The organism is Rhizobium chutanense (assembly GCF_002531935.1).
Classification (GTDB): domain Bacteria; phylum Pseudomonadota; class Alphaproteobacteria; order Rhizobiales; family Rhizobiaceae; genus Rhizobium; species Rhizobium chutanense.
The window spans coordinates 44,808-70,328 of sequence record NZ_NWSV01000015.1 but is presented as its reverse complement, the minus strand read 5'-3'; the positions used below and the strand labels follow the sequence as shown (position 1 = coordinate 70,328).

Genomic DNA, 25,521 nt, shown 5'->3' with positions numbered 1-25,521 from the left:
CCCTCCAACTCGAATACTAATGCAGAAGAAAGTGGTTCTGCATGGTTCGGACAATTTCAAGAACTGAGCGCTTACCATTATTCTTGATGTATTCTTGATCTGAATTGTAGTACTTCATCAGAGATTTCGAAAACATCTCCGAGTCACCGAAGTTGTACAGCGCATGCTTACTGGGATTTACATTGTTGATCGCGACAAGGATTTCCGAATTTCGCGAGCTTTTCATTTGCTGCAGACTGAACTCGACCGCACGGCGGCTCGTCTTTCCCCATCTGACAACTGCCAGTGTTCTTTCCGCCAGCGCAGTCAAATGCACTGTATCTGTTGAGACGAGCACAGGTGCGCTGTCGAAGATGACAATCTGGCCGGCCGCGCCTGCCATCTCGATGATTTCTGCCAGGCCATTCGAGCGGATACGCCGCTGGAAACTGGATTTACCCGATGGAATGAAGTGGATACCGCTGGGGTGGCGGTACACGATGTCGCGGATATCGGCCTGACCATTCAGGAATTCGTTCAATCCGTGCGTTAGCTCCGAGCGGAAAAACGAATCGAGCCTTCCCCGTCTAAGGTCGCCGTCAACCAGCAGCACCGGAATTGCGGCGGCCGCAAGTTCGATGGCCAGCGATCGCGCGACAAGCGACTTGCCGTCTCCGCTGTGAGCGGAGGTAACGACGATACTGTTCGGCAACTTGCCGCCGTTGGACTGCTTGAGTGAAAGCACCACGGTACGGATTGCTTCGTCGAACATCGGAACCGGCATATGCTCGAACATCGTTTTCGAATTTTCCCTCTGCGTCAGACGCGGGATAAGTCCAGCCGGTATCGTGCGTGCCATTCCAGCTATCTGATCGAAGCTGCGGACCGTCCGGTCCCACATTTCGATCACGAAAGCAGCCGTTACGGCGCCGGAGATTGCAGCCAGGAGCGCGCCCACCAGATAGAAAAGCCGTCCACGTCCCTGTGACGCGAGCGGCACCGAAGCCGGCGAGAAAACTTCCAGTTCCGCCCCGGGCAGCATGGCCTTCGCGGCGAGGTCACGTCGCTGGTCCTCAAGCTTGTCGAGTGCCGTTTGTTCCTTGTCGGCGACATGTTGCAGTCGCGTCAATTCGGTTTGCAACAGGGCATCGCGTGTGCGTTTTTCATGAGCATCAGCCAAGCTGGCCTGTATTGCATCGGCTTCATGATCAAGTGCTGCGAGCTTGGCGCGCATTGTTTGGAGATATTGCTTGGTCGCAAGGTTGAGATCGGCACGGGATTGTTCGATTTCCCCACGTAAATCCACCACGGCCTGCGCATTACCGTCATATGTCTCGAGGAGACGGGCGAGATCCTGCTCCTGTCCGCGAAGATCGCGTTGCTTTGTGGCAATGCTGTCGGGGACGACGATATTCTGCACAGCGACCGACGCGTTATCCGTGGCCTCCAGCGTGGAAATCGTCGCTTTTACCTCAACCCGGCTTTCTTCGATTTTCCCTTCGCGGCCCGTGAGTTCCAAGAACGACTTGATCCGTTCATCCTGAGCGTCCTCTTTCGAGACGACGTCCATCGATTCTTGATAGTTGCGGGCAGCGTCGCGCGCAATATCCGTGCGACCCTGCTGTTCGGTGATGCGCTGTCGGATCCATTTTTCCGCCGCATCCAGGCGGCCACGGACACTGTCCTTCCGCTCGTCGAGATAAATGCTGATGACCCGGTTCGGAACCGCGGCTGCGAGCGCAGGATCATTCGCAGTGAAGCTGATCTGGATAACGTCACTCTTGTCTTCGTGCCACACGCCGAGCGCGCTGTAATATTCCGGGATGATGGCGGCGATGCTGCCCCGCTCCGGTGGGGTGGTTTTTTCCTTGTCGAACAGGCCGCGCAACTTCGCGCGGATCGTTTCAACGAATGAAACCTTGCGCAGCGCGGGATTGAATTCGGGCCGCAGGTCAAGCCGCAATTCGCGGACCACGCGCTCTGCGATGCCTCTGGAAAGAAGCCGCTCGGTTTCCGATTTCACGTCAAGCAGATCACTGTGGCTGCTATCGTCCGCACCAAGTGATGTTGCGAGAGGCTGGTGGATAATCAGTCGAGCCCAAGCCTGATAGGCGGGCTTCAACCCCGAGATCATAATCACCGCGGGCACCATCAGCAGCCCGGTTATCGTGATGATCATGATCATTCTTCGCCGGAGGAGACGGAAGGCGGATGCCAGATCGAAATTGTCCGCCTTGGTCTCTACCTGGAAGCGGGGATCATATCGCATCGGCGAGATTGGAAGGTTGCGGTCCGGCGGAAGAGTGGAAATCGTCATCGTGCGCCAACCATTGCTTGAGGTTTCGCGGAAACGGTTTCGTAAAGGCTCTCAAGCGACCGCATATAGGCCCTCATGCTGAAATGGTTGAGATAATGCGCGCGCCCCTGGACCGAGAGGCGGATGCAGATTTCCGGATCGGACACCAGCTTCGCCAGAGCTGCAGCCAGAGCATCCTGGTCTCCGACTGGGACGAAGATCCCGGTTTCACCGTCGGTAATGACTTCGTCATGCGCCCCGACACGCGTGGTGACGACGGCAAGCCCGTGGGACAGCCCTTCGAGCACGGCCATTGCCAGACCTTCGGCATGCGACGGCAAGACCAGTATATCGGCACGCGCACACAGGGCTCGGGCCTCAGCGGCGTCAAGCCAGCCCGGCATCTCGACCAGGCCTGAAAGCGCCATGGCTTCAGCCTGACGGCGATAATCCTCGACGGGTCCGTCGCCTGCCAGCACTGCCCGCCACTGGAGTTCTTTCATGACCGGATGGCTCAGAGCCGATAGAAGCTCCGTGACGCCCTTGCGCTCGCTCAACCGGCCGAGGAATACGATCAACGGCGTCTGGCCGCCGCGAATATCGTGTGCCCCGGGATCGGGGACGCAATTATGGGCAACGACCGTGCGGCGCTCGTCGACACCCAAAAGCGTCGTCAGCGTCGCGCGGTCGCGCTGGCCCAGCGCCACAACGCAATCGGCGTTCTGAAACATCCGGCGAATAAGTCGCTGTTGGCGTGGCGAGCGTTGCGCAAAATCGCCGGCGTAATCGTAGTCGTGCAGGTGCAATATGTGGCAGCAGCCCATCAAGCGGGCAGCCGCCGTCAGGATCAGTTTTCGGGAGGTGCTGCCGCGGCCGGCGATATGGATATGGTGAATGCGGTCCGGCGCAACGATCCGGTCCCTTGCCATCGTCAGGATGGCACCGAGCAGGCGTAGGGGTGAGGTCAGCTTGGACCAGCAAACCCCTCTGGTATCGGTGACGAAATGTTTCGTGCCGGTCTCTTTCGCCGTCTCCGTTATATAGCCGACCAGCCTGCCGATGCCGCCGCCGTTCTCGCAGCCGCCCGGTACATAGTGGCGAACGCTCGCCGCGCTCCGTGCTGCCATTCGACGTCCGTCCGTGAAGGCCTCCATCAGCATGATCCGACCACCTCCCGATAAACGGCTGCTGCCTGGGCGCCGACCCGTTCGGGCGAATTCGGCCCTCTGGCCCATGCGAGCGCATTGGCACCGAAATTGTTTCTAAGCCCGCTATTGTCTGCCAATGTCCTGATCGCTGCCGCGAGCTCTTTGACATTGCCGGGAGGAACCACCATTCCCAACCCGTTGGGCTCAACGGTGCTCCGCAACTCGCCGACATCCGTGACGATGACCGGTTTGCCAAATGCGGCCGCAAGGTTGAGCACACCGCTTTGCGATGCTTCCGTATAGGGAAGCACGACGATATCGGCGTCCAGGAAAAGCTGGGCGACTTCCGCATCCTCGATAAAACGATTGCGAATGTCGTAGCGGCCGGCATCCCCCATAAGCGACTGGAATACCAGCGGATTGTCGCCACGGCCCGCGACCGTGATGCGCAGGTTGGGAAGCACGTCCTTGAGGATCGCCTCGGCCCGGACCAGATGTTCCAGTCCCTTATAGGCAAAAATCCGTCCGAAAAGCAGGACGCGTACAGTTCCATCCGCTTGACGCGCCGCCATCTTCTGTCGCCGGGCGAGTTCCGCATAGCGAAGGATGGAGGGATGCGACAGGACATGGACACAGTCCGGCGTTTTCGAGTATCGATCGAGGACCAGCCGCTTCAGTCCTTCGCCATGGACGACAAGATGTCCGGATTGCTTCACCATCAATTCGGGGGCCCAGACGGGCAGCGTACGCGTATCGGAATCGCCGGGGTGGATTTCCACATCATGAACGGTCGTCACGAGCGGGATCGGGCGCCAGAACGGCACGGCGAGGTTCAGCCAAAGCGTGGAATTGCTGAGGAGGTGAATGAGGTTCGGCCGTTCCCGCCGGATCAGACGCGTAAGCTCGTACAGAAACCAGGGATTGGAAAGAGATCGGTGTCTCGGCCAGTCCAGAAGGTGCAGGTCGACAGCCGGATCGATGGAAGAGGCGAGGTGTGCATAGCGCCGGCGCGGCACGGCAAGCACAACGTCGAGGTGTTGGGCAACGCCGCTGGCGAAGGAGATGGTATAGTCTTCCAGTTCGGAAACCAACAGCAGCGCCTTCATTTCGCCGCCTCCGACAAGCCGACGTCCAGACCGAACCGTGACAGGCCGCGTGCCGAGCGCAAACTATCGCGCGTCCGCCTGAGCAGGTTCGGTTCGCCGGCAAAGAAGAGACCTTCGACGGCGAGCTTGAACCGGGTGCGCACATCGGCTCCCTTGAGCTTTGCCGAGGCGATGCGATAGGGATGATGATCCGTCAGATGTAGTCTTGCCGACATTTCATGGGCTGAGAGAAACAGGTTCGTTGCTTCAACGGTATGCTGCCAGTGCGTCATCCGCCTTCGCAGCGTCGCGGCGTCCTCAGTCGATCGATACCAGTTGTTGTTGTGGATGCGATAGAATCCAAGTGGATCCGGCATGGCAACGACGTCCCCCAGAAACGGATAGATTCCCACGAGCCAGGCGTCGGCCGATATGCGGAATTGTTCGGGAATGTTGCCCGCAAAATTCCATGCGCTGCGTCGTACCGCAACGGCTGACGTCATCGGAAAAGGCCACCAGCCGGCCGACCTGGTGAGGAGCGGCGACAAAGCGCCCGAACACAGGGTTCGGGGGATCGGCTTGGACGTCGGCGTGCCATCGACAAGCGTCGGCTGCAGTCGGTGATAAACCAGCGATGCTTGGGGGTTTGCGCGGAACGCTGCGGCAATCGCCGACAGCTTGCCCGGCGCCCACCAGTCGTCGGCATCCAGAAAACAGAGGATCTCGCCCGTGCTCGATGCCACAGCGGTATTGATTGCAGCCGCCTGTCCTGCGTTCTCCTGAAAGATCACCTTTACTCGACTGTCATACGCTTCCAGAACAGACCGTGACTGGTCGGTAGAACCGTCATCGACGACGATTATCTCGACATTGCCAGCGTCTTGACTCAGCACGCTTTCTATCGCCCGCCCAACGAAGCGAGCGTAGTTGTAATTGTTGATGAGGACACTGACGGCCGGCCGCTCCATGACGCGCTCTCAGGCGGATTGCCGCAATGCACCGCCGTATGGCAGTGCAAAGTTGCTTGAGAGGTCGACCTTCACGAGAAGAGCGCCCGTGGTGTTGCATAGAGAACTAGGATCATGACGCAGAAACATAGCAATCCTAACCTTCCAGGCTTCGACTGCAGAGATCACCTCTGCCAGAATTGTTGCCCCATTCCAGTAGAACCGCGGTTTACCCACCACGCTTCACAAGACATTCATCGGCACGGTACCGGTGAACGGACACGCGCAACATCTGCTCTTAAGGGCAATCCCGCGGAATGAAGGCCCGTCTTTTGGGTAAAGACCGGCCGAAAGCTTAGGCGCAACATCGTCTTTAGGTGGAGCCAGGGTGCATTGGACGTAGCCCGGCCTTCCCTAGGATAGATTGACTGCGGATGTGGCTGAATGATTGCTTGAAAGCAGCGCAACCACAGAGGCCGACACCCTTTTCTGATTGCCGCGATCGACAGCCGCTTGGCTGTTCAATTCAGTCGGGACGGATAATGAGAGTAGATAGCCTCAGAACCGCCAGCGGGCCGACCATCAGTTGGCGGGCCATCGAATGCTGGGGCGCCGGCATATCCCTTTTTCTTCAGGCAGGCGCCCTTCTGCCGCTTCTCCTGGCAGACGCGGACGGAACGCTCAGCGAATCCGCCAAATCTATCCTGCGGCTTCCTTGCTTTCCTATCTATGCATTTACGATCGTGATCCTGATACGCAATTTTCCGCAATTTCTAACGGCGCTCAGGCGAAATCTGATTGTTCCGCTGATCCTTGTGCTGCCATTTTTGTCTACGCTGTGGTCGATAGGACCTTCTACGACATTGAGACGCGCAATCGGCCTCTTGTTCTGCGTGCTTCTTTCCTATGTGCTGGCGATACGTTTCACGCCAAGGCAACTCCTATTCCTGTTATTCGTGACCCTGGGAACCAGCATCGTCCTCAGCGTGGTTATCTCCGTGGTCTCACCAAGCCTTGCCACGATGCCGGATGGCGCTATGCGGGGCGTCTTCATTCACAAGAACGTCCTGGGTTGGTACGCCTCTCTGATGATCCTGGTCGCGACGGCCATGCTGCTCGACGGGACGCTCGGCCTGCGGCGAACCGCGTTCTGCTTGTGGGCTGCGGGCATGGTCTGCCTTGCAAGCTCCGGATCGATGACGGCGATCATTGCAACCTCGGTGGCGTACTGCCTGATCGGCTTTTATACTCTGCTGCAAAGAAGCAGCAGCATCGGCCGCGTCGTCATCGTCCTGTTTTTCGTTCAGCTGTCTCTCGGCATCCTGATTTCGCTTCACGAATTCCTGGTTCCGGCCCTTGAAGCGCTCGGCAAGGACGCGACTTTGACGGGTCGGGTGCCTTTGTGGGAGCTGGTTGATCGCGAGATATCCGATCGTTGGTTGCTTGGCTATGGCTACCAGGCTTTCTGGACAACCATGAACCCGGAAGCGACGCATATGTGGTTGAAGATCGGATGGGCGGCACCCCACGCGCATAATGGATATCGCGATATCTTGTTAAGCTTCGGAGTAGTGGGAATGATCCCCTTTGTTCTGATGCTTCCCCACGCGATCCGCCAGGGCGCGAGCCTTCACTGTCACGATACGCAGTACGGGTGGCTGTGGCTCAATGTCCTGACGATCATGATATTGGTGATGAACCTGACAGAGAGCATTTTTTTCGTTCAGAATGATGCCATCTTCATCCTGTTTACCGCGGCCATCATCATGTTTTCGCTGTACGCGCCCGTCGTTTCTATCAGCCATTCGCAACCTCGGCAGGCCCCCTCGCATGGCTTGACAAGCGGGTTGCAGATATCATGAGCCGGCGTTCTCGACTGATGCTGGTCATTTTGCCTGTCATGCTCTTTCCCCAGTCCGGCGATCCGGCTCCGCTCGGGACGGAGATAGACGCGCCCGAGCGCTTGCAGATGCTCGTCAGGGAGGCGACTTGCGCGGAAGCTTCCGCGACGTCGTCAGCCAAGTTGGATGGGACTTCCTTAAGCGACGTATTGAGCAGCAGCACCGGGGCACGAACGATATTCTACGTTTCTCCCGAAGGCAAAGACAGCTGGAGCGGCCTCCTTCCGAGCGCAAATCCGCCGGGCGGCGACGGCCCTTTCGCCAGCATTGAAAGAGCCCGAGACGCTGCCCGTGAGAAGGGCGGCGCCAACACGATCGCGTTGGGTAAAGGCGATTACTACCTTACACAGCCGATCGTCTTCGACTCCCGCGATGCGGGGCTGATCCTCACGGCGAGATGCAATGAAACGCCGATTTTGCACGGGGGCCTGCGCGTGGCCAACTGGGCGCAGCAGACCGATGGTCGCTGGGCGGCGCCGCTGAAATTGCCGCCGGATAAAGGGGTCGGCGACCTTTTCGTCAACGGGATACGCCAAACTCGGGCTCGATTTCCCAATGCTCCCGCTGATGGCGATCCGCGCAAGGGATGGTTGTTTGCCGCAAAGTGCGAGCCTGCCATCGACATGTCGGAAGGAAACACGCGCTTTTGTTTCCATGCCGGCGACCTTCCAGCGGTGGATGATACAAGTGGACTGGTCGCAGACATCGTTGGAGGGTTTCAACCGGGAAGCCAGTGGGGCAACGATACGCTCCCAGTTGTATCCATCGATGGCGCCGGCCGGACTGTCCATACGCAAGGCACAGGCTATTTCTTTACCGCAGAAGGCAGCCGCTATTTCCTTATCGGAGCCAAAGCCTTTCTCGATGCTCCCGGAGAGTGGTGGTATGACGCTGCCGCGGGTCAGCTTCAGTATATTCCTGTCGATCAGTCGTTGCCCAATTCCGTCGTCGCTGCCGGCATTCTGCCGACATTCCTCAAACTGGATGGGGCCAATGGGATGGTCGTCTCGGGGCTCGAGTTGAGGGATGGAGCGCCTGACGGCAGCGGCAAGTTCTATACGGAAACCAGGGGATTTGGCGCCATACGGATCGAACACGCCGATGGCGTCAAGATCCTCGGCAACAGCATCGAAAATGTCGGTGTCGGCGTCCATGTGACGGAAAGCAAGGATGCGCTGATCGCCGGCAATGTGATTGCGGATGTGGCCGGCAACGGCATTTACGTCGGTACAAATTATGGCACGTTCCTTAAATCGAACGGCGCCAGGATCCTTTCAAACCATATCCACGACGTCGGAAAGGTTTACATTGAAACCGCTGGAATATGGTTCCAGGCGGCTGACAATGTCAGGATTGCCGACAACCTGATCGAAAACACGGCGCAGTTCGGGATATCAGGCGGTTCGCTGTGGGGTTCCAACGACGCCGTCTACAACGCCGTCATCGAGCACAACGTGATCCATAACGCCAATCAGCAGACGGCCGATGGCGGTGCCATCAAGATGATGGGCGAGCAGGGCGACCCGCTGAACAGCACCATCCGCTCCAATCTCGTGACCGGGACCGGTCATCTGATGAACAGGGCGGATGGGACGTTCTGGCCTCCCGGATATGAAAATACCAGCGAATGGCCATCTCCCATCAGCTGGGCGATCTATACGGATGGGAAGGCAAGCGGAGTGCGTATCGAGGGAAATACGCTTTCGGGCAATGTCGCCGCGATCGGTATCAACGGCGGTTGGAGCAACCTGGTGGCGGGAAACGTCATCACCCATGGTTCGGGCGCAGCTTTTCGCGTTGACGATGGCACCGGCAGGGGGTGGCACCCGCCATGGGCGCGCCCTAATCGGATCGAGGAAAATGTCGTATCGGTTGACAGTGACAGCGGCCCTGTCGCCTATGTCAACGCTCCGGACCACGGGCCTGGATACGCTCAGTTCGCGCGCAACCGCTACAGCGGCAACTTGAACGACAAGAGCTTCCGAATAGATCCGAAGATCATGTATTCGGGAGAGTTTGGCAGTCTAGGGGATCTTCAGAAGGCTGGGGCGGACACCGGAAGCGTCGTCGCACCGTCCGAGTAACAAAAGCCGCCGCGACGAGCAACTTTCTCTGCCAACTCCTGCCCAGCTCGCATCCTGTGACAGGCTCGCAGGCATAACCCCATACAGCTATGTGTGGCGCTGTGACGCGGTCGACGCGGTCGACGCGTGCCGATCCGTCGAATGATCGATCGCGTCAAGGTGAACGCCTTTTGAGCGTCAGAAATCTGGCGACGCCCGCTGCGAAAGACGTGGCGTGAAAGCGAATATCCTCTGCAGCTGAGCGAGGTTTAAAACCGCTGTTTCGCGACAGCTGCCATCAAAAAAGAGCAAAGCGGCAGGCCGTGGGGGTACATAGACTTACTTCGAATATTGTACGCCGTCCCGGCATAAGACGTAAATATGAAGTCTCTTCTACGTCCAATAGCTGGAGCCGCAAGTATGGAGGCAACCGGCCTGCCGGGATATTCTGATGACAGTTTCGGTCGCGAAAGCGCAGGTCATGAGAGAACAACCAGCAGACAGCAGCCAAATTTCAGCTCTTCATCCAAAGGGCTCCTTGAAATGGACGAATGTTCTTGGAGTTCGCATATCGGCAGTCAATCTCAAAAGCGCAACCGGATTTATTCAAAAAGCCATAGAAGACGGCAGGAAGGAATATGTCTGCGTACGCGACGCGCACGGCGTCGTCCGCTGTCAAGACGATCCCGAGCTCCGGTCGATCCATAACCGTGCGTTTCTCGTGACCCCCGATGGCATGCCGCTGGTATGGGCATTGAAGCAGGCGGGTCATGTGGAAAGCGACAGGGTCTACGGACCGGATCTCATGTTATCCGTTTTCGATGCCGGCAGCTCCAAGGGCTTGCGCCACTTCCTTTATGGCGCGACAGCCGAAACGCTCGAACAACTGCAGGCGCGCCTTCTGGCAAAATTTCCGCAAGCACGGATCGTCGGCTCCTACGCGCCGCCTTTTCGCAACCTGTCGACGCCGGAGGAAACGGAAATTGCCGCGCTGCTCAATCGGTCGGGCGCCGATATCATCTGGGTCGGGCTGAGCAGTCCCAAACAGGAACTCTGGATGGCGCGCATGCGCGATCGTCTCGACGCATCGATGCTCATCGGCGTCGGAGCCGCATTCGATTTCCACGCCGGCCTTAAGCGGCAGGCTCCAAGGATCATTCAAAGAAGCGGCTTCGAATGGGCGTTTCGTCTTTTGTGCGAACCGCGACGACTGTGGCGGCGCTATGCGCTCGTCGTGCCGACCTTCATCTCACTGACAGCGATCCAGAAACTGGGGCTTCGGAAGTTTCCGATCGAAGACGCCGTTTCCGGATCGGGTGCGTCGGGACAAATGCAGTAAAGGAGTCGAAGCATCATGTTTTCATTTGCGCCGTCTACGATGACACCGGGTCCGTCGAAGGCATCCACGTCAAATGACGTGACGGCGCGAGCGATTCCGGCAGGTTCGGTGCCGCCCATAGCAGCCAAGACCGCCGAACCCTTTGTACGGGCCGGGCTGAACAGACCCGTCGCACTGCGGCGCCGGTTTCCTCGGCTTGCGACCTCGTCCTTCCTGGTCGCCGGCGATATTGCAAGCTATCTGATTGCCTATTTTATCCTCCTGTCCTTCCTTCCCACTGGCTGGGAGGGAACGATCATGGAGCGTGCGTTCGCGATCGCAGCACTGGCTGCGATCGTTCTTTACGCATCGGCCGGCCTCTATCCCGGATATCGGCTGCATAACCACGAACATCTGCGGCGGCGCACTATAGCCGCCGTCAAGGTGGCTGTCCTGGCGGCGTTCGGAGCGATGATCCTGCCGGAAGGCGCACGACTGCTGCTTGCCACTATCGGGTTCCTCGGTCTCGGGCTGATTGTTCAGCCCCTTGTGCATTGGTTTGCACGAGGCCTGTGCCGGACCCTGGGAATCTGGGGGGAGCGCGCGATTGTCATAGGGGGGAAGAATCTTGCTCCCGCGCTCGTGGCTCATTTCAAGGACCACTGGCAGTACGGCATCAGGCCGGAGCCGTTCTCCCCCGATAGTTTGGAGGCATTGCCCGATGGCGGGTCATCCATTGCCGTGATTGCCGGCGATACGGACTCGCTTGTGCCCGACTTGGCAGCGATGCGCCGGAAATTCGCCGAAGTCATTCTGCTGTCCGACACACCGAACCTCAAGGTAAGCGGATTGCGGCCTGCCGATGTCGGCGGAGAGATCGGTATTCGTCTCGCCGCCGGTCGCAGTTCTCTCAACTCGGAACTGGTTGGCCGGATCCTCAATCTGGCAATCGCCATCCCTGCAACGATCGTGGTCGCGCCGTTTATCGCGATTGCAGCGGCGGCAATCTATGTCATCGATCCGGGGCCCGTCTTCTTCCGGCAAGCCAGAGAAGGACTGTCCGGCAAGCCGGTGCGCGTCCTGAAATTGAGAACCATGTACCAGGATGCGGAACAGCGCCTTGAAGCACTGTTCCGCGACAACCCCAGCATGCGTGCCGAGTGGTTGAGCCACTTCAAGCTCAAGGAGGATCCGCGCATCCTTCCAATCGTAGGACATATGCTGCGCTCTTCGAGCATCGACGAACTCCCGCAATTGGTGAACATCATTGCAGGAGAGATGGCCTTCGTCGGACCACGCCCTTTTCCGGAATATCACCTTTCGGCAATGGATGGCGAATTCCGTGCCAAGCGGCGTTCGGTCACGCCGGGACTGACGGGTCTCTGGCAGATATCCGAACGAAGCAATGCGGATATCGAGCTGCAGCAGCAACTCGACGAGTTCTACATCGACAACCGGTCCCTGTGGTTCGACCTGCACATCGTTCTCAGCACAATTCCTGCGGTCTTAAAGGGCAAGGGAGCCTGCTGACCATCCTCACTTCCACGAGGTCACCATCAACAACGGAGCACACCAATGCACGGACAAAAGCGGATTATGGTAACCGGCGGCACCGGATTTCTAGGATCATTCCTGTGCGAAAGGCTTTTACGGGAGGGCAACGACGTCCTCTGCGTCGACAATTACTACACCGGATCGCGCGACAACGTGCTGCATCTTCTTGACGATCCTCGCTTCGAGATCCTCCGCCATGACATCACCTTCCCGCTCTATGTGGAGGTCGACGAGATCTACAACCTCGCCTGTCCCGCATCACCGGTCCACTATCAGCACGACCCCGTGCAGACCGTGAAGACCAATGTGCACGGGGCCATCAATATGCTCGGCCTGGCAAAACGCACCAAGGCGAAGATCTTCCAGGCATCCACCAGCGAAGTTTACGGCGATCCGGCAGTCCACCCTCAACCCGAGGAGTATCGAGGCAGCGTCAATCCCATAGGTCCGCGGGCATGTTACGACGAAGGCAAGCGCTGCGCCGAGACGCTGTTCTTCGACTATCATCGTCAATATGGCGTGGAAATTAGGGTGGCGCGGATCTTCAATACCTACGGGCCGCGAATGCAGACCAATGACGGGCGTGTCGTCTCCAATTTCATCGTTCAGGCGCTTCAAAACCAGCCGATCACCATCTTCGGCAACGGCACGCAAACGCGCTCCTTCTGCTACGTGGACGATCTGATCGAGGGCTTCATCCGCCTGATGGCGACCCCGGCCGGCGTTACCGGTCCGATCAATCTCGGCAACCCGGGAGAATTCCAGGTCCGGGAACTGGCCGAAATGGTCATCGCGATGACGGGATCGAAATCAAGCATCGTTTACAATCCCCTGCCGATCGACGATCCGACGCAGCGCAAGCCCGATATCAGCCGGGCAAAGCAGGAACTGGGCTGGCAGCCGACAGTCAGCCTGAGCCAAGGGCTCGAGAAGACGATCGCCTATTTCGAGTGGAAACTTTCCGGCGGCGCCAAGAGCACGACCGGCGTCCAATCCTGGCGAACGGCTTACACCCATCTGCCTAACGCAGCCGCCGGCCTTGCTGCCCAGGAAGCCGTATCAATCCGGCCGTGAGCAGCAACGTCGATCAGGACAAGGCGAACTGGTATTTTTTCGATGGGGTGGTACCGGAAACATGAATGTGCATAGCATACCGACAGGAACCGCCCCTGCGAAAGCAAAACAACGGTTGGGCCCCATCGTCTTTGCAGTCGATGCGGCCTACGCCGTTCCCTTGGCGACCGCCCTTCGATCGATCGCCGAGAACAACCAAAGTGCATGGCCCTTGGATATCCATGTCATTCATCAGGCAATAGGCGAAGAAACAAAGCGACTGATCTTTGAATCTCTGCCTGCAAATTCTGCAGTCATTCAGTGGCATCCCATCGACACATTGTCTTTCGCAAGCGGATTTTCCACTCGCCCAGGCGTTTCGAGGATGACCTTCGCAAGGATCCTTCTGCCGCAATTCCTGCCGCAGACCTGCAACCGGGCTCTGTATCTGGATGGCGACATCCTGGTCCTGACTGCGCTTGAACCGCTGTGGAATATCGATCTCGGCGAAGCAGTAATCGGCGCCGTACCGGATTACTGGCTGGACAATGTCGTGCGCGGACCAGGCGCAACGGGCGGCCATCGGGTCAAACGTTATTTCAACGCCGGCATCCTTCTTATCGACCTTGCAAAATGGCGCGACGAGCGCATATCGGAACGATCGCTGGACTATCTCGACCGTTTTCCGACGACGGAATATTCTGATCAGGACGCGCTCAACGTTGCCTGCGACGGAAAGTGGAAGATCCTCGACCGCGCCTGGAATTTTCAGTTCGAGCCAACGCAGGCGATCGCCCGCATCGTGCCCGAGCAGAGGCCAGCGATCGTTCATTTCGTGACCAACGTGAAACCCTGGAAATCAGGAAGCTTGAGCCCGAACGTCGCCTTCTACGATGTGTTTCGGTCCCGGACCCATTTTGCGCTTACCCGTTGGGACCGCGTTCGGAGCGGCTTGAAGCGTACAGGCTCCCGGCTGCTTGCCCGATCCACCTTGTTGAGAGCTGCGTGGTCCTGGACGAAATCGGCTATGCGGGCGCGTGCCTCAACGTCGGGGCGCGAAAATGCCCAATAGCGAAACGATCGCCTGCGGAGGAACGAGTTTGCAACGCGTTGATGTCGTCATTCCCTGCTACAACTACGCGCATTTCCTGCAGGAATGTGTTGAAAGTGTTCTTTCCCAAGCGGGCGTCGATGTGCGCGTGCTTATTCTCGATGACTGCTCGCCAGACAATACGCCGGAAGTCGGAAAGGCTCTGGCATCGCGGGACAACCGCGTCACCTATCGGCGCCACGCGGCAAACAAGGGTCACATCGCCACCTATAATGAGGGAATCGAGTGGGCGGGCGGCGACGTGTTCCTGCTTCTCTCTGCCGATGATTATCTCTTGCCGGGCGCGCTCAGCCGCTCTTCGGAGCTGATGCGCAATCATCCGCATGTCGGCTTTACGTTCGGCAACGCGCTCGTCGCCGAGCCAGACGGCGTCATCAAACGCGTCGATCCTCTCGGCGACAGTAGTGTGCCTCCCACGCAGATCTTGTCCGGTCCGCAATTCATCCGGATGAGTGGAGCAAGAAACCTGGTTCCGACACCGACGGCGGTCGTGAGAACGACGCTGCAAAAGCAGGTCGGCGGCTATCATAAGGAGCTGCCGCATGCCGGTGATATGGAGATGTGGCTGCGGCTCGCATCACATGCCGGCGTCGGCTACATCAACGAAGACCAAGCAGTATACCGCAGACATGCCTCGAACATGTCGCTCCAATATTATGGACAAAGTATCCTTCCCGACCTTCAGCAAAGAAACCAGGCTTTCGATATTCTTTTTCGCCAGGGCGCAGATAGCCTCAGGAACGATGAGAAACTAAGACGTTTTCTTGCCAGGGATCTCGGGAAAGAGGCGCTTCGGCTGGCCGGCATGGCATTCAATAATTTCGATGTCGCTACAGCCGAGGCTATTCAGCGCTTCGCGCTCGAGATTTCTCCCGAAGTGCGAAATTCATTGCCCTGGATCAAGTTGGTCTGCAAACAGACAATCGGACCCAAATACTGGTGCACCTTGAATTCCATCGGGCGACGAGTTTCAGGATGAATTCATCCCAAAGTACGGAAGCAACGGTCGGCGGTTAAGCGCTCGATCACTATTCATACCAAGATCGCGGGAAATGTGAGAACGCGCTTCACAAGCAAATCATCCGGTGGGCGTTCGCGCCACCGGATGACTTAAGCAACAGCGCAGTTCAAAGATACGGACACCAACAATGGTCTCAGCGCGACGCCTTGTTCACGCTCATGCCGGAATACTGTTTTGGAACAGGTCGTTGAGCTTGAACACAACTTCCGTCCTGTTGGTTGCCTTGACCTTTTTCATGATGTTGCGAACATGCACCTTGACGGTGCTTTCCCGCAGATTGAGCTCATAGGCAATGATCTTGTTCGCCTTTCCGCGCCGCAGTGCCGCGACGACTTCGGCCTGACGATCCGTGAAGATCCCGGCCAGCGGATGCGTTGTCGAGTTGCTCGACTGCAGCAAGTGCCGCATGGCGAACAAGGCGCTTGCGGGTACAAAAAGTCCTCCTGCTACCGATAGCGCGATCAGCTCCATGCAGACGCTGATGCTGACGGTGGCGGGTATGTAACCCTTGGCTCCGCAATCGATCGCCTTTACGATTTGCGCGAAATCGTCACTGTCAGACAATATGATGACCGGTGTCGACACGAATTCCGACGACAGGCTCTTGATCTGCTCCGAAACGGCAGGGTCGTCGACCATCTTGCCGCCGACGTTCAAGAGGATCGCCGACAGCGGCGGATATTCTTCGCGCTTTTGCTTCCACTCCTCAATTGATCCAAACGCCAGTATGAGGAAATCTTTCGTGTGGGCGGCCATACATTGCGCAAGGCAGTGCCGATCAAGTTCCCGCTTGTCGAGAATGACAAGCGACTGCTTTGAACTTGACGGTCGCGTAATCGCCGTCTCACCATCGTCCATCTCTAGGGGAAGAGATACGTCTTCCCGCCTGTGGTTTATTGAATCCAAAGCCCCATCCTCCCAAACTGGTACACGTCTTACCCAAAAGTCGATTATTGAACTCCCCTATAAATACGGGAGCTTTATCAGCAAAAGTGCTAATTTAATACCACAGTTTCGGTGCAGTAACACTAATTAATAGTGGTTACCTCTCAACACATAAGTTCCGTGAAAAGGTGAAAATGGTTAAATTTCAGAAATGATAAGTCTAGGTCTAAGTCATTTTCATGACACCGCCCGGATTTGCTGTCTATATTCAATTTAATTCCCTAAACCCATGGAAACAATGCCCGTCTTCTCTGGAGAGGACCAGGATCGATCATTGCGTGACCTGCCGCCGCTGCCGATCGATTACCATAGGCGATCCCGGGCAATCATCATCCGATCATAGTAAGCAGCTACGCCTTTTGGCGAATAAGCTTCAACGTTTTGTTCCTTTACTAAGATGGACAAAACAATTCACTTTGGATGCGAGAGTTATAGTTGCCTTGACGAAGTGAAACCTTGAGCACCTTCATGCGATCGACGGTTTCAGCCAGATCTGGGCCTGTTGAGTAGGGGGCAAGGTGGAATGATTGCATCGAACGTCAAGCTGGGTGACGGCTGCGTCATCCACCATCCAGATCTCGTCAATCTCTACGGCTGCACGATCGGCGCAGGAACGCGCATCGGCACCTTCGTTGAAATCCAGAAAAACGTCCTCGTCGGAAAAGACTGCAAAATATCCAGCCATTCCTTCCTCTGTGAAGGCGTGACGCTGGAAGACGGCGTTTTTATCGGCCACGGGGTCATGTTCACCAACGATACTTACCCGCGCGCCGTCAACTCGGACGGGAGTCTGCAGACGGAGGCCGACTGGGTTGTCATCCCCACCGTGGTCAAGCGCCATGCGTCGATCGGCAGCAACGCCACCATTCTGCCCGGCGTGATCATCGGCGAGGCCGCACAGGTCGGCGCCGGCGCTGTCGTAACCAAGGATGTGCCTGACGGCGCCATTGTTGCCGGCGTTCCGGCGAGAATTACCGGTCACGTTCATGACCGGCCAGTCAACATGCAAGCGTTGGGAGGAATGCGATGATCGGCATTGCAGTTGTCGGATATGGATATTGGGGGCCGAACCTGGTTCGTAACATCTCGGAAGCGGCCGGCGCGCACCTGGTTTCCGTTTGTGATTTGAATGTCGAACGATTGGCGGCTGTTAAAAGCCGGTATCCCGCGATCACGATCACCGACAATTTCGAGGAAGTTCTGCGCGATCCGAGAGTGGATGCGATCGCCATCGCAACGCCCGTCTCGACTCATTTCAAGCTCGCAATGCAGGCGATGATGGCCGGCAAGCATGTCTTCGTCGAAAAGCCGATGGCATCGACGACGGAGGAAGCCGCGCGGATGGTCGAAGAGGCCGCGCGCCGGCGCCTCGTGCTGGCGGTGGATCATACCTTCGTCCATACCGGCGCGGTCCGCAAGATGCGCGAACTGGTCGAAAGCGGCTTGGGCGATATGTATTATTATGACTCCGTCCGGGTGAATCTGGGGCTCTTCCAGCACGATGTCAGCGTCATCTGGGACCTCGCGGTGCATGATCTCTCAATCCTGGACCATGTCGTGCAGGAAAGGCCGGTGGCTGTTTCAGCGACGGGAATGAGCCATGTGCTCGGCGAGCCGGAGAACATCGCCTATCTCACGCTCTTCTTCGAAAGCAAGCTTATCGCCCACGTCCACGTCAATTGGCTGGCACCGGTCAAGGTCCGCCGCACGCTGATCGGCTGCAGCAACAAGATGATCGTCTATGACGATCTGGAGCCCAGCGAAAAGATCAAGGTCTATGACAAGGGCATCACCATGTGCCCCAATTCCGATGCGTATGGCGAGAAGGTGCATCAGATGATGGTTGGCTACCGCAGCGGCGATATGTGGGCGCCCAGGCTCGATATGACCGAGGCACTGAAACGCGAGCTGGATCAGTTCGTCGAGTGCATCGAGCAGAATTCACGCCCCATTGCAGACGGCCATGCCGGCTTGCGTGTCGTGCGGATCCTTGAAGCCGCAAGCCGGTCGCTCGCCCAGCGCGGTCGTATCATCGAGCTCGAAGAGGCGAGGCGCATTGCATGATCCCGTTCCTGGACCTCAAGGCACAATATCAATCGATCAAGAGCGAAATCGACGCCGCCGTGCTCGGCGTCCTGGCCTCCGGGCAATATATACTCGGCGAAGAGGTTGCCCGCCTCGAGCAGGAATTCGCCGAGTATTGCAACGTCAAACATGCGATAGCGGTCAACACCGGAACGAGCGCCCTGCATCTGTCGCTTCTCGCAGCAGGCGTCGGCCCCCGCGATGAAGTCATCACCGTGCCCTTTACCTTCGTCGCGACCGTATCGGCGATCTGTTACGCAGGTGCGCAACCTGTTTTCGTCGATGTCGAGCCCGTAACGCTGACGATGGACCCGGCTCAACTCGAGGCGAAGATCACCCCTCGCACCAAGGCCATCATTCCCGTCCATCTCTACGGGCAGATGGCCGATATGGACGCGATCAAGGCGATTGCCGACCACTACCGGATACCGATCATCGAAGATGCCTGCCAGGCGCACGGGGCGCAATACAAAGGCGCACGCGCCGGCAGCATCGGCACGTCAGGCTGCTTCAGCTTCTATCCCGGCAAAAATCTCGGCGCCTGCGGCGAGGGAGGTATCGTCGTCACCAACAGCGACGATCAGGCCAAAACGATGCGCATGCTGCGCGACTGGGGCCAGGAACAGCGCTATCACCATCTGCTGAAGGGCTTCAACTACCGCATGGATGCCATTCAGGGCGCGATCCTGCGCATCAAGCTGCGGCATCTCGAAGCCTGGACCGAAGCGCGGCGCGCCCACGGACGCCGCTACTCGCTGCTGCTTGGCGGCTCGGCGAATTTGAGCACACCTGTCGAAATCCCCGATCGCCGCCACGTCTATCACGTCTATGCCATCAGAAGCCGCGATCGCGACGAGCTTCAACGCGCACTGACCGCCGAGGGCATTCAGTCGGGGCTGCACTATCCGATCCCCGTTCATTTGCAGAAGGCCCATGCCGACCTTGGTTACCAGGCCGGCGACTTCCCCATCTCGGAAGCCGCCGCACGGGAGGTTCTCTCACTGCCGATCTATCCCGAGATGCCGGCTTGGCACGTCGATCAGGTGGCCGCCGCGCTGGAATACGCCTATGCCAGCTAATCCAGGCGAGGCCCGGGTCGTGCAGGCAGTCCACGGCCGCCATGAAAGACCGGCAGACCCGGCCTACCAGGCCGGGTTGGCCGAAGAACTCAGGCAGTCATACGGGCGCGCTGGCCTGATCGAACTCTATGGTCGCTTCGCAACAGGCGACGGGGTCGTGGACACGATGATGCGCAAAGCCATCTGGCAAGCGATCACGCGGAGCTGCGGCACGGGATTGCAGGTCGCAGGCGGCGCCGGCTTCAAACACCCGGAGACGTTCGAGATCGGCAATGGCGTGTTCATCGGCGCTCAAGCCTATATCCAGGGGCGCTACGACGGCACCTGCGTGATCGGCGACAATGTCTGGATCGGGCCGATGGCCTATTTCGACGCGCGCAACCTGGTGATCGAGGATTCCGTCGGGTGGGGGCCTGGCGCCAAGGTGCTTGGCTCGACCCACACCGCATTGCCAATCGACGTGCCGATCATTCGCACGGATCTCGAAATCAAGCCGGTCCGCATCTGTGCGGAGGCCGATATCGGAACGAATGCAACCATTCTTCCCGGCGTGACCATCGGGAAGGGGGCGATTATCGGAGCGGGGGCAATTGTCGTTTCCGATGTCGAGCCGTTCTCGGTCGCCGCAGGCGTACCGGCGAAATTCATACGTTGGCGTTCGGAGAATGATCCGATGACGAACATGTTGCGTGAGGGAAGATCATGAGAAATCAACGAGTGCTCATTACCGGCGGCGCCGGCCTGATCGGGTCGCACATTGCCGATCTTGTCGCATTGGAAAAACCGCGCGAGATCATCGTCCTCGACAATTTCGTGCGCGGGCGCCGGGACAATCTCAGCACGGCAATAGCCAATGGGTCCGTCAACATCATCGAGGGAGATATCCGCGACAGGGCGCTTCTGGCAAAAATCTTCGAGGGCGTCGACATCGTCTTTCATCAGGCGGCGATCCGCATCACGCAATGCGCCGAAGAACCGCGGCTCGCCTTCGATGTTCTGGCCGAGGGCACGTTCAATGTTCTCGAAGCCGCCGTCAAGGCAGGTGTTTCGAAGGTCGTCGCGGCCTCCTCGGCCTCCGTGCTGGGATTGGCCGAGAGCTTCCCGACAACCGAAGCGCACCATCCCTACAATAACAGGACGATCTACGGCGCGGCGAAGACCTTCAACGAGGGACTGCTGCGCAGCTTTGCGGAAATGTACGGCCTGCGTTACGTCGCGCTGCGTTATTTCAACGTCTATGGGCCGCGCATGGATGTTTACGGCGCCTATACGGAAGTTCTGATCCGTTGGATGGAGCGTCTTGTGGCCGGAATGCCGCCCCTCATCTATGGGGACGGCAGCCAGACGATGGACTTCGTCGACGCACGCGATATCGCGCGCGCAAACATTCTGGCCGCCAAAAGCGATGTCACGGACGAAGTGTTCAATGTCGCGAGCGGCAAGGAAATAAGCCTGCTGGAACTCGCCAGGATGCTGAGCGACATTATGGGTTCCTCGCTCGAACCGCAGCACAAGGAGGCCCGCACGGTCAACGGCGTAACCCGTCGTCTCGCCGATATCAGCAAGGCCGAACGGCTCCTCGGCTTCAAGGCGGAGATCTCCATGGAGCAAGGGCTTCGCGATCTCGTTGCCTGGTGGCAAAAGCAGACCGAGGCAGGAGGGCAGGCAGCATGAGCTCGTCTCAATCCACAACTCTGGCCACAACCCCGGCCACAATTCCGGCCACAATTCCGGTCGCCAAACCTGTCCTCGGAGAGGAAGAGGCAGAGGCTGCGCGCCGCGTTATTCTATCGGGATGGGTGACGCAGGGGCCAGAGGTCGCGGCTTTCGAGCGTGAATTCGCGGCCTTTGTGGGCGCCGCGCATGCCTGCGCCATGTCCAATTGCACGACCGCCTTGCATCTGGCCCTGAAGGCGGTCGGCATATCCGCCGGTGATGAAGTCATCACCGTCAGCCATTCTTTCATCGCGACCGCAAACGCGGTTCGTTACTGCGATGCAGTGCCTGTTTTCGTCGATATCGAAGAAGATGGCTACAATATCGACGCCGGCCTGATCGAAAGGGCAATTACGCCTCGCACCAAGGCAATCCTCTGCGTCCATCAGCTCGGCATGCCTTGCGATCTCCGCGCCATCGTGGAGATCGGCAAACGCCATCGGATACCGGTCATCGAGGATGCAGCCTGCGCGACGGGAAGCGAAATCCTGTGGGACGGGCGCTGGGAAAGGATCGGCAAAGCGCATGGCGACATTGCCTGCTTTTCCTTCCACCCCAGGAAGGTGGTCACGACGGGCGATGGCGGCATGCTGACCACGGCCAATCCCGACTACGACCGAAAGTTCCGGCTCTGGCGCCAGCATGGCATGAGCGTCACCGATGCGGTGCGCCACGGCTCGAAACAGGTCATCTTCGAAGACTATGACGAATTGGGCTACAATTATCGAATGACCGATCTCCAGGCGGCCGTCGGACGCGAGCAGTTGCGGCGGCTGCCGGAACTGGTTGCGCAGCGCAGGCTGCTTGCCGAGCAATATTGCGAACGTCTATCGACGATTGCCGGGCTTTCTCTGCCGGCCGAGCCGCGCTGGGCGCGCAGCAACTGGCAGAGCTTCTGCGTGAGATTGCCCGATACGATCGACCAGAGGGCCGTCATGCAGGCCCTGCTCGATCAGGGCATCTCGACCCGGCGTGGCGTGATGAACATTCATCTGGAGGGCGCCTACTGCGGTGAGAACTCCCACCGCGCTGCCACGAGCCTGATGCGAAGCGTATCTGCGCAGCAGCAAACGATCATCCTGCCGCTTTATGCCCAGATGACGGAGTCGGACATGGACCGGGTTGTCGAGGCGCTTCGCGCAGCCCTTGCAGAAGCGACTGCCGGAGGCGGCGGCGTGCAACGTGTCATGGATGCCGCTGTCGCCTGAACCCGCATTTGCCTGACTGAGAATTTGTATAACGAACAATGCGCGTATCTGAGGATGCGCGCATTGTTCGTTATGCTGCTTCAGAGCCTTTCCGGGTCAAGCTAACCCGGAAAGGCTCTAGCGATCCATCCGCGGATGATGGCCGGCATGGACTCCGGCGGAAGCAGGTCGATCAGTATGCGCAGCGAATAGAGCCCGCAGAGAACGACGGCGACGAAGCCGATCACCGTCGCCGGCCAGAGCGGCAAGATCGAAAACATCAGCAAGACCAGTCCAGATGCGGGCAGGAAAAGCAGCGCGTGTCTGCGGTTGGCAGCCGACCAGCGAAAACCGGTCAGCTTCCGCACGATCACATAGATCAGAACGCTGTGCCAGACATAGAGGCCAAAAAACGCCATGCCGGCTCCTTGCGTGCCGAGCAGCGATACGAACAGCCAGGCAAGCCCCACATGCACGACGGCCGCCGCAACCTCCGTCCAGAAGAAAATCGCCTGGGTACGCTTCGCCACCACGATGAAACCCATCGGCCAGGAAATAATTCGCAGCATCATTCCAAGGCAGATCCAGCGCAGAAGATCGACTGCGCCTTGAAATTCCGCCGAATAGAACAGGCTCATCATCAGCGGCGCCAGCGTCAGCGTGCCGAGCAGACCGGGACCGGCGAGCAGCATGCTGATCTCGGCCTGTTCATTGACCAGCCGGTTGCATTCGGTGTCGTTGTCGGCTGCCGCGGTCAGGCGCGGATAAAAATCCGTTCCCATCGCCTGCAGGATGAAGCCGGCATAGAGACCGCCGAGGCCCCAGGCCGCCTGGTACAATCCAGCCGCCATGACGCCGCCCTCCTTCAGCACGATGAGGCGGATGGCATAAGCCGCGCCGAAGGTCAGAAGCCCGCTTGCCATGAAGACGAAGCCGAGCCTGAGCAGTGCCGACACCTCCCGAGCGAACTGGCGCGTGGGCATTGGCAAGGGGTGCGGGCAGATCCGCCGGCTGTACCACCAGCTCGGAAGGATGGCGGCGGCCGCAATCACCACCAGCGACGGCGCGATCGCCTGCAGGCCGAACAGATAGATCAGCGGGATGCTGACAGCCGTACCGAAAAGCCCGGCAAGCACGTTGATACGGGCAAGATCTGCAATGCCCCGCAGGCCCTGGATCAAGGCAGTCTGCCCTGCGGAGATCAGTCGAAAGAAGATTGCCAGCGACAGCAATGCAATGCCACCGGCATGCTGGTAGTCGCCGAAAGTGAAATTCGAAACCGGCAATGCCAACGCGGCGAGAAGGAGCGCACCAAGCAATCCGAGAACCATCGATATGCGTCTCAGCACCGTTGCCGATCGTGCGATCGTTTCCGCGTCATCGGTGCCGGCAGCTTCGGCAATCTGGCGCACGCCGCTGCTGCCCACGCCAAGCCCGGCGATCGCCTGCGCAATATCGAGGATCGACCCGTAAAGACCCATGAGTCCCACGCCTTCCGGCCCGAGAAGAACAGCCATGGCTTTGTTTCTGATGATGCTGAGCGCGACGTTGACGAGCGAAGAGCCGCCCATCAGCATCGTCGATTTGAGGATCTGGGTGTAGGTCTGGCTGCTGGGTGGGGTCATGCGCAAAGTCATCGGATGCCCTTAGCCGTTTATCCCGTGCCGGCGTTCGATCGCCCGCCGCAGGTTCGATTGCAGCACATGGTTCTGGTGGATCACCGGCTTGCCTGACTGATATCCGCCTCTGTCTCGACAGGCAGCGCAGCGGCGTCTTCGGACGGCCCATCCGCCATGCCGGGCCGGGTTACCCTGACCACGTCGCCCGGCGCCAATTCCGTGGTTTCGGAGGCCTGGAACTGAGTGACTTGTCCCTTCTCCCGGCGGCTCACAATGAATGTCAGCGGGAGTTCCGCAATGCGTTTTTTCACGTCGGTGCCCGTCGACAGATCTTCGAGGAGCAGTTGCTGCGTGGTGTCACGCTTCAATTTGAACTGATCGACCTTGGCCTTTTCCGCCTGCACTTCGGAAGCGATCTCGCTCCGGCGCGTGTCGGAAAGTCCCTCGAGGTTGCGCGTCGTCTCGTTGATCGCCTGGCGACCCCGCATAATGGCCGTGACAAGGTCGAGCCGGTCGGAGCGATAGGTGGTGAGCAAGCGTTCCAGATCCATCTGGCGTGAGGTGATGGTGAGGCCCTTCTCGACAAGCGTCTTCACGCTCGTCAGTTGCTCCTCGACCGAGTGGATGTTGTCATCCGAGCCCTTCAGCTTCTCTTCCAGCGTATCGATTTCCGCCTTCAGGAGATCGCGCAATTCGACGAGCGCCGTCGACTGCCTGTCGAGCGCGCTTGCGCGCGCCTGAAAAATGACCCGCTCCTCGTCATAGATACTCGCGGCATATTGCTGGTCGACGGCGGGCGGATGGTCGAAGGTTATCTCCTTCGCGCCGGACATCTCGGCTTGCAGCCGCGAGAGCTTTGCGGCGCTGCGCAGCAGCGAATGGTCGATTTCCCGCAATTCCCCGACAAGCGTGATTGTCTGCGATTGCTGCTGTGGCCCCGCCCGCAACGGGCCGCCGCTCATGGCGAGGGATTGCAGGACGCTGAGGCCGGAACGAAACCTGTATTCTCCCGGGGCCATGACGTCCCCGACAACATAAATGGCCGGATAGTCGAGAACGTCGATGGTCACCGCAGGTGTCTGCGCCAAACCCATCTTCGCCTGCAGGCGCTTGGCAATCTCGTTGGTCAGGTCCGTCATATTTCCAACCGACACCGACCCCAGGAAGGGCAGGGAGACTGTCCCTGCATCCGAAACCGTATATTCGCCGCCAATCGCGTCCCATCGCTCGAACTGGCCCTTGGACTGGATCCATTGGACGATCGTCAGGCGGATCTTCGTTTGGGGAGCCAAAGTGGCGCTATCGGCGAGAGCGGGCGACACAGCGCCGGCAAGAAAGACGAGTGCACTGATGACAGACGTCGCGCGAACGAACAGGTGAGGGGCGCGGTGCGATAGATTCATGTACATGTCTC

The 25,521-nt window shown here is 58.6% G+C and carries 20 protein-coding genes; 13 read left to right on the top strand and 7 right to left on the bottom strand.

Annotation, left to right across the window (positions count from 1 at the left end):
- Positions 1–16: 16 nt before the first annotated feature.
- Genes CO666_RS21045 through CO666_RS21030 form a run of 4 tightly spaced genes read right to left on the bottom strand, consistent with a single transcriptional unit; the run spans position 17 to position 5,476 of the window.
- The gene (locus CO666_RS21045; protein ID WP_097614136.1) at positions 17–2,296 is read right to left on the bottom strand and encodes a GumC family protein; all 2,280 of its coding nucleotides are present in this window, start codon (positions 2,294–2,296) and stop codon (positions 17–19) included.
- Positions 2,293–3,435: a glycosyltransferase family 4 protein gene (locus CO666_RS21040; protein WP_097614135.1), complete on the bottom strand. Its 1,143-nt coding sequence runs from the start codon at positions 3,433–3,435 to the stop codon at positions 2,293–2,295. Before CO666_RS21040 ends, CO666_RS21045 begins: the two co-directional genes overlap by 4 nt.
- Positions 3,429–4,529, bottom strand: coding sequence for a glycosyltransferase family 4 protein (locus CO666_RS21035; RefSeq protein WP_097614134.1), 1,101 nt, complete (start codon positions 4,527–4,529; stop codon positions 3,429–3,431). Before CO666_RS21035 ends, CO666_RS21040 begins: the two co-directional genes overlap by 7 nt.
- A complete protein-coding gene (locus tag CO666_RS21030; RefSeq protein WP_097614133.1) occupies positions 4,526–5,476 on the bottom strand; it encodes a glycosyltransferase family 2 protein in 951 nt (316 codons plus the stop codon). The genes CO666_RS21035 and CO666_RS21030 overlap by 4 nt, the downstream gene beginning before the upstream one ends.
- Positions 5,477–5,997: 521 nt before the next feature.
- Here CO666_RS21030 and CO666_RS21025 point away from each other — a divergent pair.
- The 7 genes from CO666_RS21025 (at position 5,998) to CO666_RS20995 (ending at position 15,434) form a co-directional block, all read left to right on the top strand.
- Complete coding sequence (locus CO666_RS21025; RefSeq protein ID WP_097614132.1) at positions 5,998–7,317, top strand: O-antigen ligase family protein; 1,320 nt, start codon at positions 5,998–6,000, stop codon at positions 7,315–7,317.
- Positions 7,314–9,440: a right-handed parallel beta-helix repeat-containing protein gene (locus CO666_RS21020; RefSeq protein ID WP_097614131.1), complete on the top strand. Its 2,127-nt coding sequence runs from the start codon at positions 7,314–7,316 to the stop codon at positions 9,438–9,440. Before CO666_RS21025 ends, CO666_RS21020 begins: the two co-directional genes overlap by 4 nt.
- Positions 9,441–9,900: 460 nt before the next feature.
- A complete protein-coding gene (locus tag CO666_RS21015; protein WP_097614187.1) occupies positions 9,901–10,758 on the top strand; it encodes a WecB/TagA/CpsF family glycosyltransferase in 858 nt (285 codons plus the stop codon).
- Positions 10,759–10,773: 15 nt separating this feature from the next.
- Positions 10,774–12,267 (top strand): sugar transferase, encoded by a 1,494-nt coding sequence (locus CO666_RS21010; RefSeq protein WP_097614130.1) that lies wholly within the window; start codon positions 10,774–10,776, stop codon positions 12,265–12,267.
- A 45-nt stretch (positions 12,268–12,312) separates the two neighbouring features.
- Positions 12,313–13,365: a UDP-glucuronic acid decarboxylase family protein gene (locus CO666_RS21005; RefSeq protein ID WP_097614129.1), complete on the top strand. Its 1,053-nt coding sequence runs from the start codon at positions 12,313–12,315 to the stop codon at positions 13,363–13,365.
- A 115-nt stretch (positions 13,366–13,480) separates the two neighbouring features.
- The gene (locus tag CO666_RS21000) at positions 13,481–14,416 is read left to right on the top strand and encodes a glycosyltransferase family 8 protein (protein WP_245436825.1); all 936 of its coding nucleotides are present in this window, start codon (positions 13,481–13,483) and stop codon (positions 14,414–14,416) included.
- A 28-nt stretch (positions 14,417–14,444) separates the two neighbouring features.
- The gene (locus CO666_RS20995) at positions 14,445–15,434 is read left to right on the top strand and encodes a glycosyltransferase family 2 protein (protein ID WP_097614127.1); all 990 of its coding nucleotides are present in this window, start codon (positions 14,445–14,447) and stop codon (positions 15,432–15,434) included.
- A gap of 198 nt (positions 15,435–15,632) precedes the next feature.
- Here the strand turns inward: CO666_RS20995 and CO666_RS20990 are convergent, their stop codons facing one another.
- Positions 15,633–16,334, bottom strand: coding sequence for a response regulator transcription factor (locus tag CO666_RS20990; protein ID WP_425352427.1), 702 nt, complete (start codon positions 16,332–16,334; stop codon positions 15,633–15,635).
- Positions 16,335–16,944: 610 nt separating this feature from the next.
- On the opposite strand from CO666_RS20990, the gene CO666_RS20985 reads away from it, so the two are divergent.
- The 6 genes from CO666_RS20985 to CO666_RS20960 are packed head-to-tail and all read left to right on the top strand — an operon-like array spanning position 16,945 to position 22,509.
- Positions 16,945–17,451 carry an acyltransferase gene (locus CO666_RS20985; RefSeq protein ID WP_097614125.1) on the top strand — a complete coding sequence of 169 codons (507 nt, stop codon included), beginning with the start codon at positions 16,945–16,947 and terminating at the stop codon, positions 17,449–17,451.
- A complete protein-coding gene (locus tag CO666_RS20980; RefSeq protein WP_097614124.1) occupies positions 17,448–18,485 on the top strand; it encodes a Gfo/Idh/MocA family protein in 1,038 nt (345 codons plus the stop codon). Before CO666_RS20985 ends, CO666_RS20980 begins: the two co-directional genes overlap by 4 nt.
- A complete protein-coding gene (locus CO666_RS20975; RefSeq protein WP_097614123.1) occupies positions 18,482–19,585 on the top strand; it encodes a DegT/DnrJ/EryC1/StrS family aminotransferase in 1,104 nt (367 codons plus the stop codon). The genes CO666_RS20980 and CO666_RS20975 overlap by 4 nt, the downstream gene beginning before the upstream one ends.
- Complete coding sequence (locus tag CO666_RS20970) at positions 19,575–20,291, top strand: acyltransferase (RefSeq protein WP_097614122.1); 717 nt, start codon at positions 19,575–19,577, stop codon at positions 20,289–20,291. The genes CO666_RS20975 and CO666_RS20970 overlap by 11 nt, the downstream gene beginning before the upstream one ends.
- Complete coding sequence (locus CO666_RS20965) at positions 20,288–21,259, top strand: NAD-dependent epimerase/dehydratase family protein (RefSeq protein WP_097614121.1); 972 nt, start codon at positions 20,288–20,290, stop codon at positions 21,257–21,259. Before CO666_RS20970 ends, CO666_RS20965 begins: the two co-directional genes overlap by 4 nt.
- A complete protein-coding gene (locus tag CO666_RS20960) occupies positions 21,256–22,509 on the top strand; it encodes a DegT/DnrJ/EryC1/StrS family aminotransferase (RefSeq protein WP_097614120.1) in 1,254 nt (417 codons plus the stop codon). The genes CO666_RS20965 and CO666_RS20960 overlap by 4 nt, the downstream gene beginning before the upstream one ends.
- Before the next feature lie 101 nt (positions 22,510–22,610).
- Here the strand turns inward: CO666_RS20960 and CO666_RS20955 are convergent, their stop codons facing one another.
- Both CO666_RS20955 and CO666_RS20950 read right to left on the bottom strand, forming a co-directional pair.
- The gene (locus tag CO666_RS20955; RefSeq protein WP_097614119.1) at positions 22,611–24,125 is read right to left on the bottom strand and encodes an O-antigen translocase; all 1,515 of its coding nucleotides are present in this window, start codon (positions 24,123–24,125) and stop codon (positions 22,611–22,613) included.
- 80 nt (positions 24,126–24,205) lie between these two features.
- Positions 24,206–25,510, bottom strand: a complete 1,305-nt coding sequence (locus tag CO666_RS20950) for a polysaccharide biosynthesis/export family protein (protein ID WP_179869737.1) — start codon at positions 25,508–25,510, stop codon at positions 24,206–24,208.
- Positions 25,511–25,521 lie beyond the last annotated feature (11 nt).

Coding starts and splice junctions, on each gene's coding strand:
- CO666_RS21045 (WP_097614136.1), bottom strand. CDS start 2,296: ATGACGATTTCCACTCTTCCGCCGGACCGCAACCTTCCAATCTCGCCG.
- CO666_RS21040 (WP_097614135.1), bottom strand. CDS start 3,435: ATGCTGATGGAGGCCTTCACGGACGGACGTCGAATGGCAGCACGGAGC.
- CO666_RS21035 (WP_097614134.1), bottom strand. CDS start 4,529: ATGAAGGCGCTGCTGTTGGTTTCCGAACTGGAAGACTATACCATCTCC.
- CO666_RS21030 (WP_097614133.1), bottom strand. CDS start 5,476: ATGGAGCGGCCGGCCGTCAGTGTCCTCATCAACAATTACAACTACGCT.
- CO666_RS21025 (WP_097614132.1), top strand. CDS start 5,998: ATGAGAGTAGATAGCCTCAGAACCGCCAGCGGGCCGACCATCAGTTGG.
- CO666_RS21020 (WP_097614131.1), top strand. CDS start 7,314: ATGAGCCGGCGTTCTCGACTGATGCTGGTCATTTTGCCTGTCATGCTC.
- CO666_RS21015 (WP_097614187.1), top strand. CDS start 9,901: ATGAGAGAACAACCAGCAGACAGCAGCCAAATTTCAGCTCTTCATCCA.
- CO666_RS21010 (WP_097614130.1), top strand. CDS start 10,774: ATGTTTTCATTTGCGCCGTCTACGATGACACCGGGTCCGTCGAAGGCA.
- CO666_RS21005 (WP_097614129.1), top strand. CDS start 12,313: ATGCACGGACAAAAGCGGATTATGGTAACCGGCGGCACCGGATTTCTA.
- CO666_RS20990 (WP_425352427.1), bottom strand. CDS start 16,334: ATGGACGATGGTGAGACGGCGATTACGCGACCGTCAAGTTCAAAGCAG.
- CO666_RS20985 (WP_097614125.1), top strand. CDS start 16,945: ATGATTGCATCGAACGTCAAGCTGGGTGACGGCTGCGTCATCCACCAT.
- CO666_RS20980 (WP_097614124.1), top strand. CDS start 17,448: ATGATCGGCATTGCAGTTGTCGGATATGGATATTGGGGGCCGAACCTG.
- CO666_RS20975 (WP_097614123.1), top strand. CDS start 18,482: ATGATCCCGTTCCTGGACCTCAAGGCACAATATCAATCGATCAAGAGC.
- CO666_RS20970 (WP_097614122.1), top strand. CDS start 19,575: ATGCCAGCTAATCCAGGCGAGGCCCGGGTCGTGCAGGCAGTCCACGGC.
- CO666_RS20965 (WP_097614121.1), top strand. CDS start 20,288: ATGAGAAATCAACGAGTGCTCATTACCGGCGGCGCCGGCCTGATCGGG.
- CO666_RS20960 (WP_097614120.1), top strand. CDS start 21,256: ATGAGCTCGTCTCAATCCACAACTCTGGCCACAACCCCGGCCACAATT.
- CO666_RS20955 (WP_097614119.1), bottom strand. CDS start 24,125: ATGACTTTGCGCATGACCCCACCCAGCAGCCAGACCTACACCCAGATC.
- CO666_RS20950 (WP_179869737.1), bottom strand. CDS start 25,510: ATGAATCTATCGCACCGCGCCCCTCACCTGTTCGTTCGCGCGACGTCT.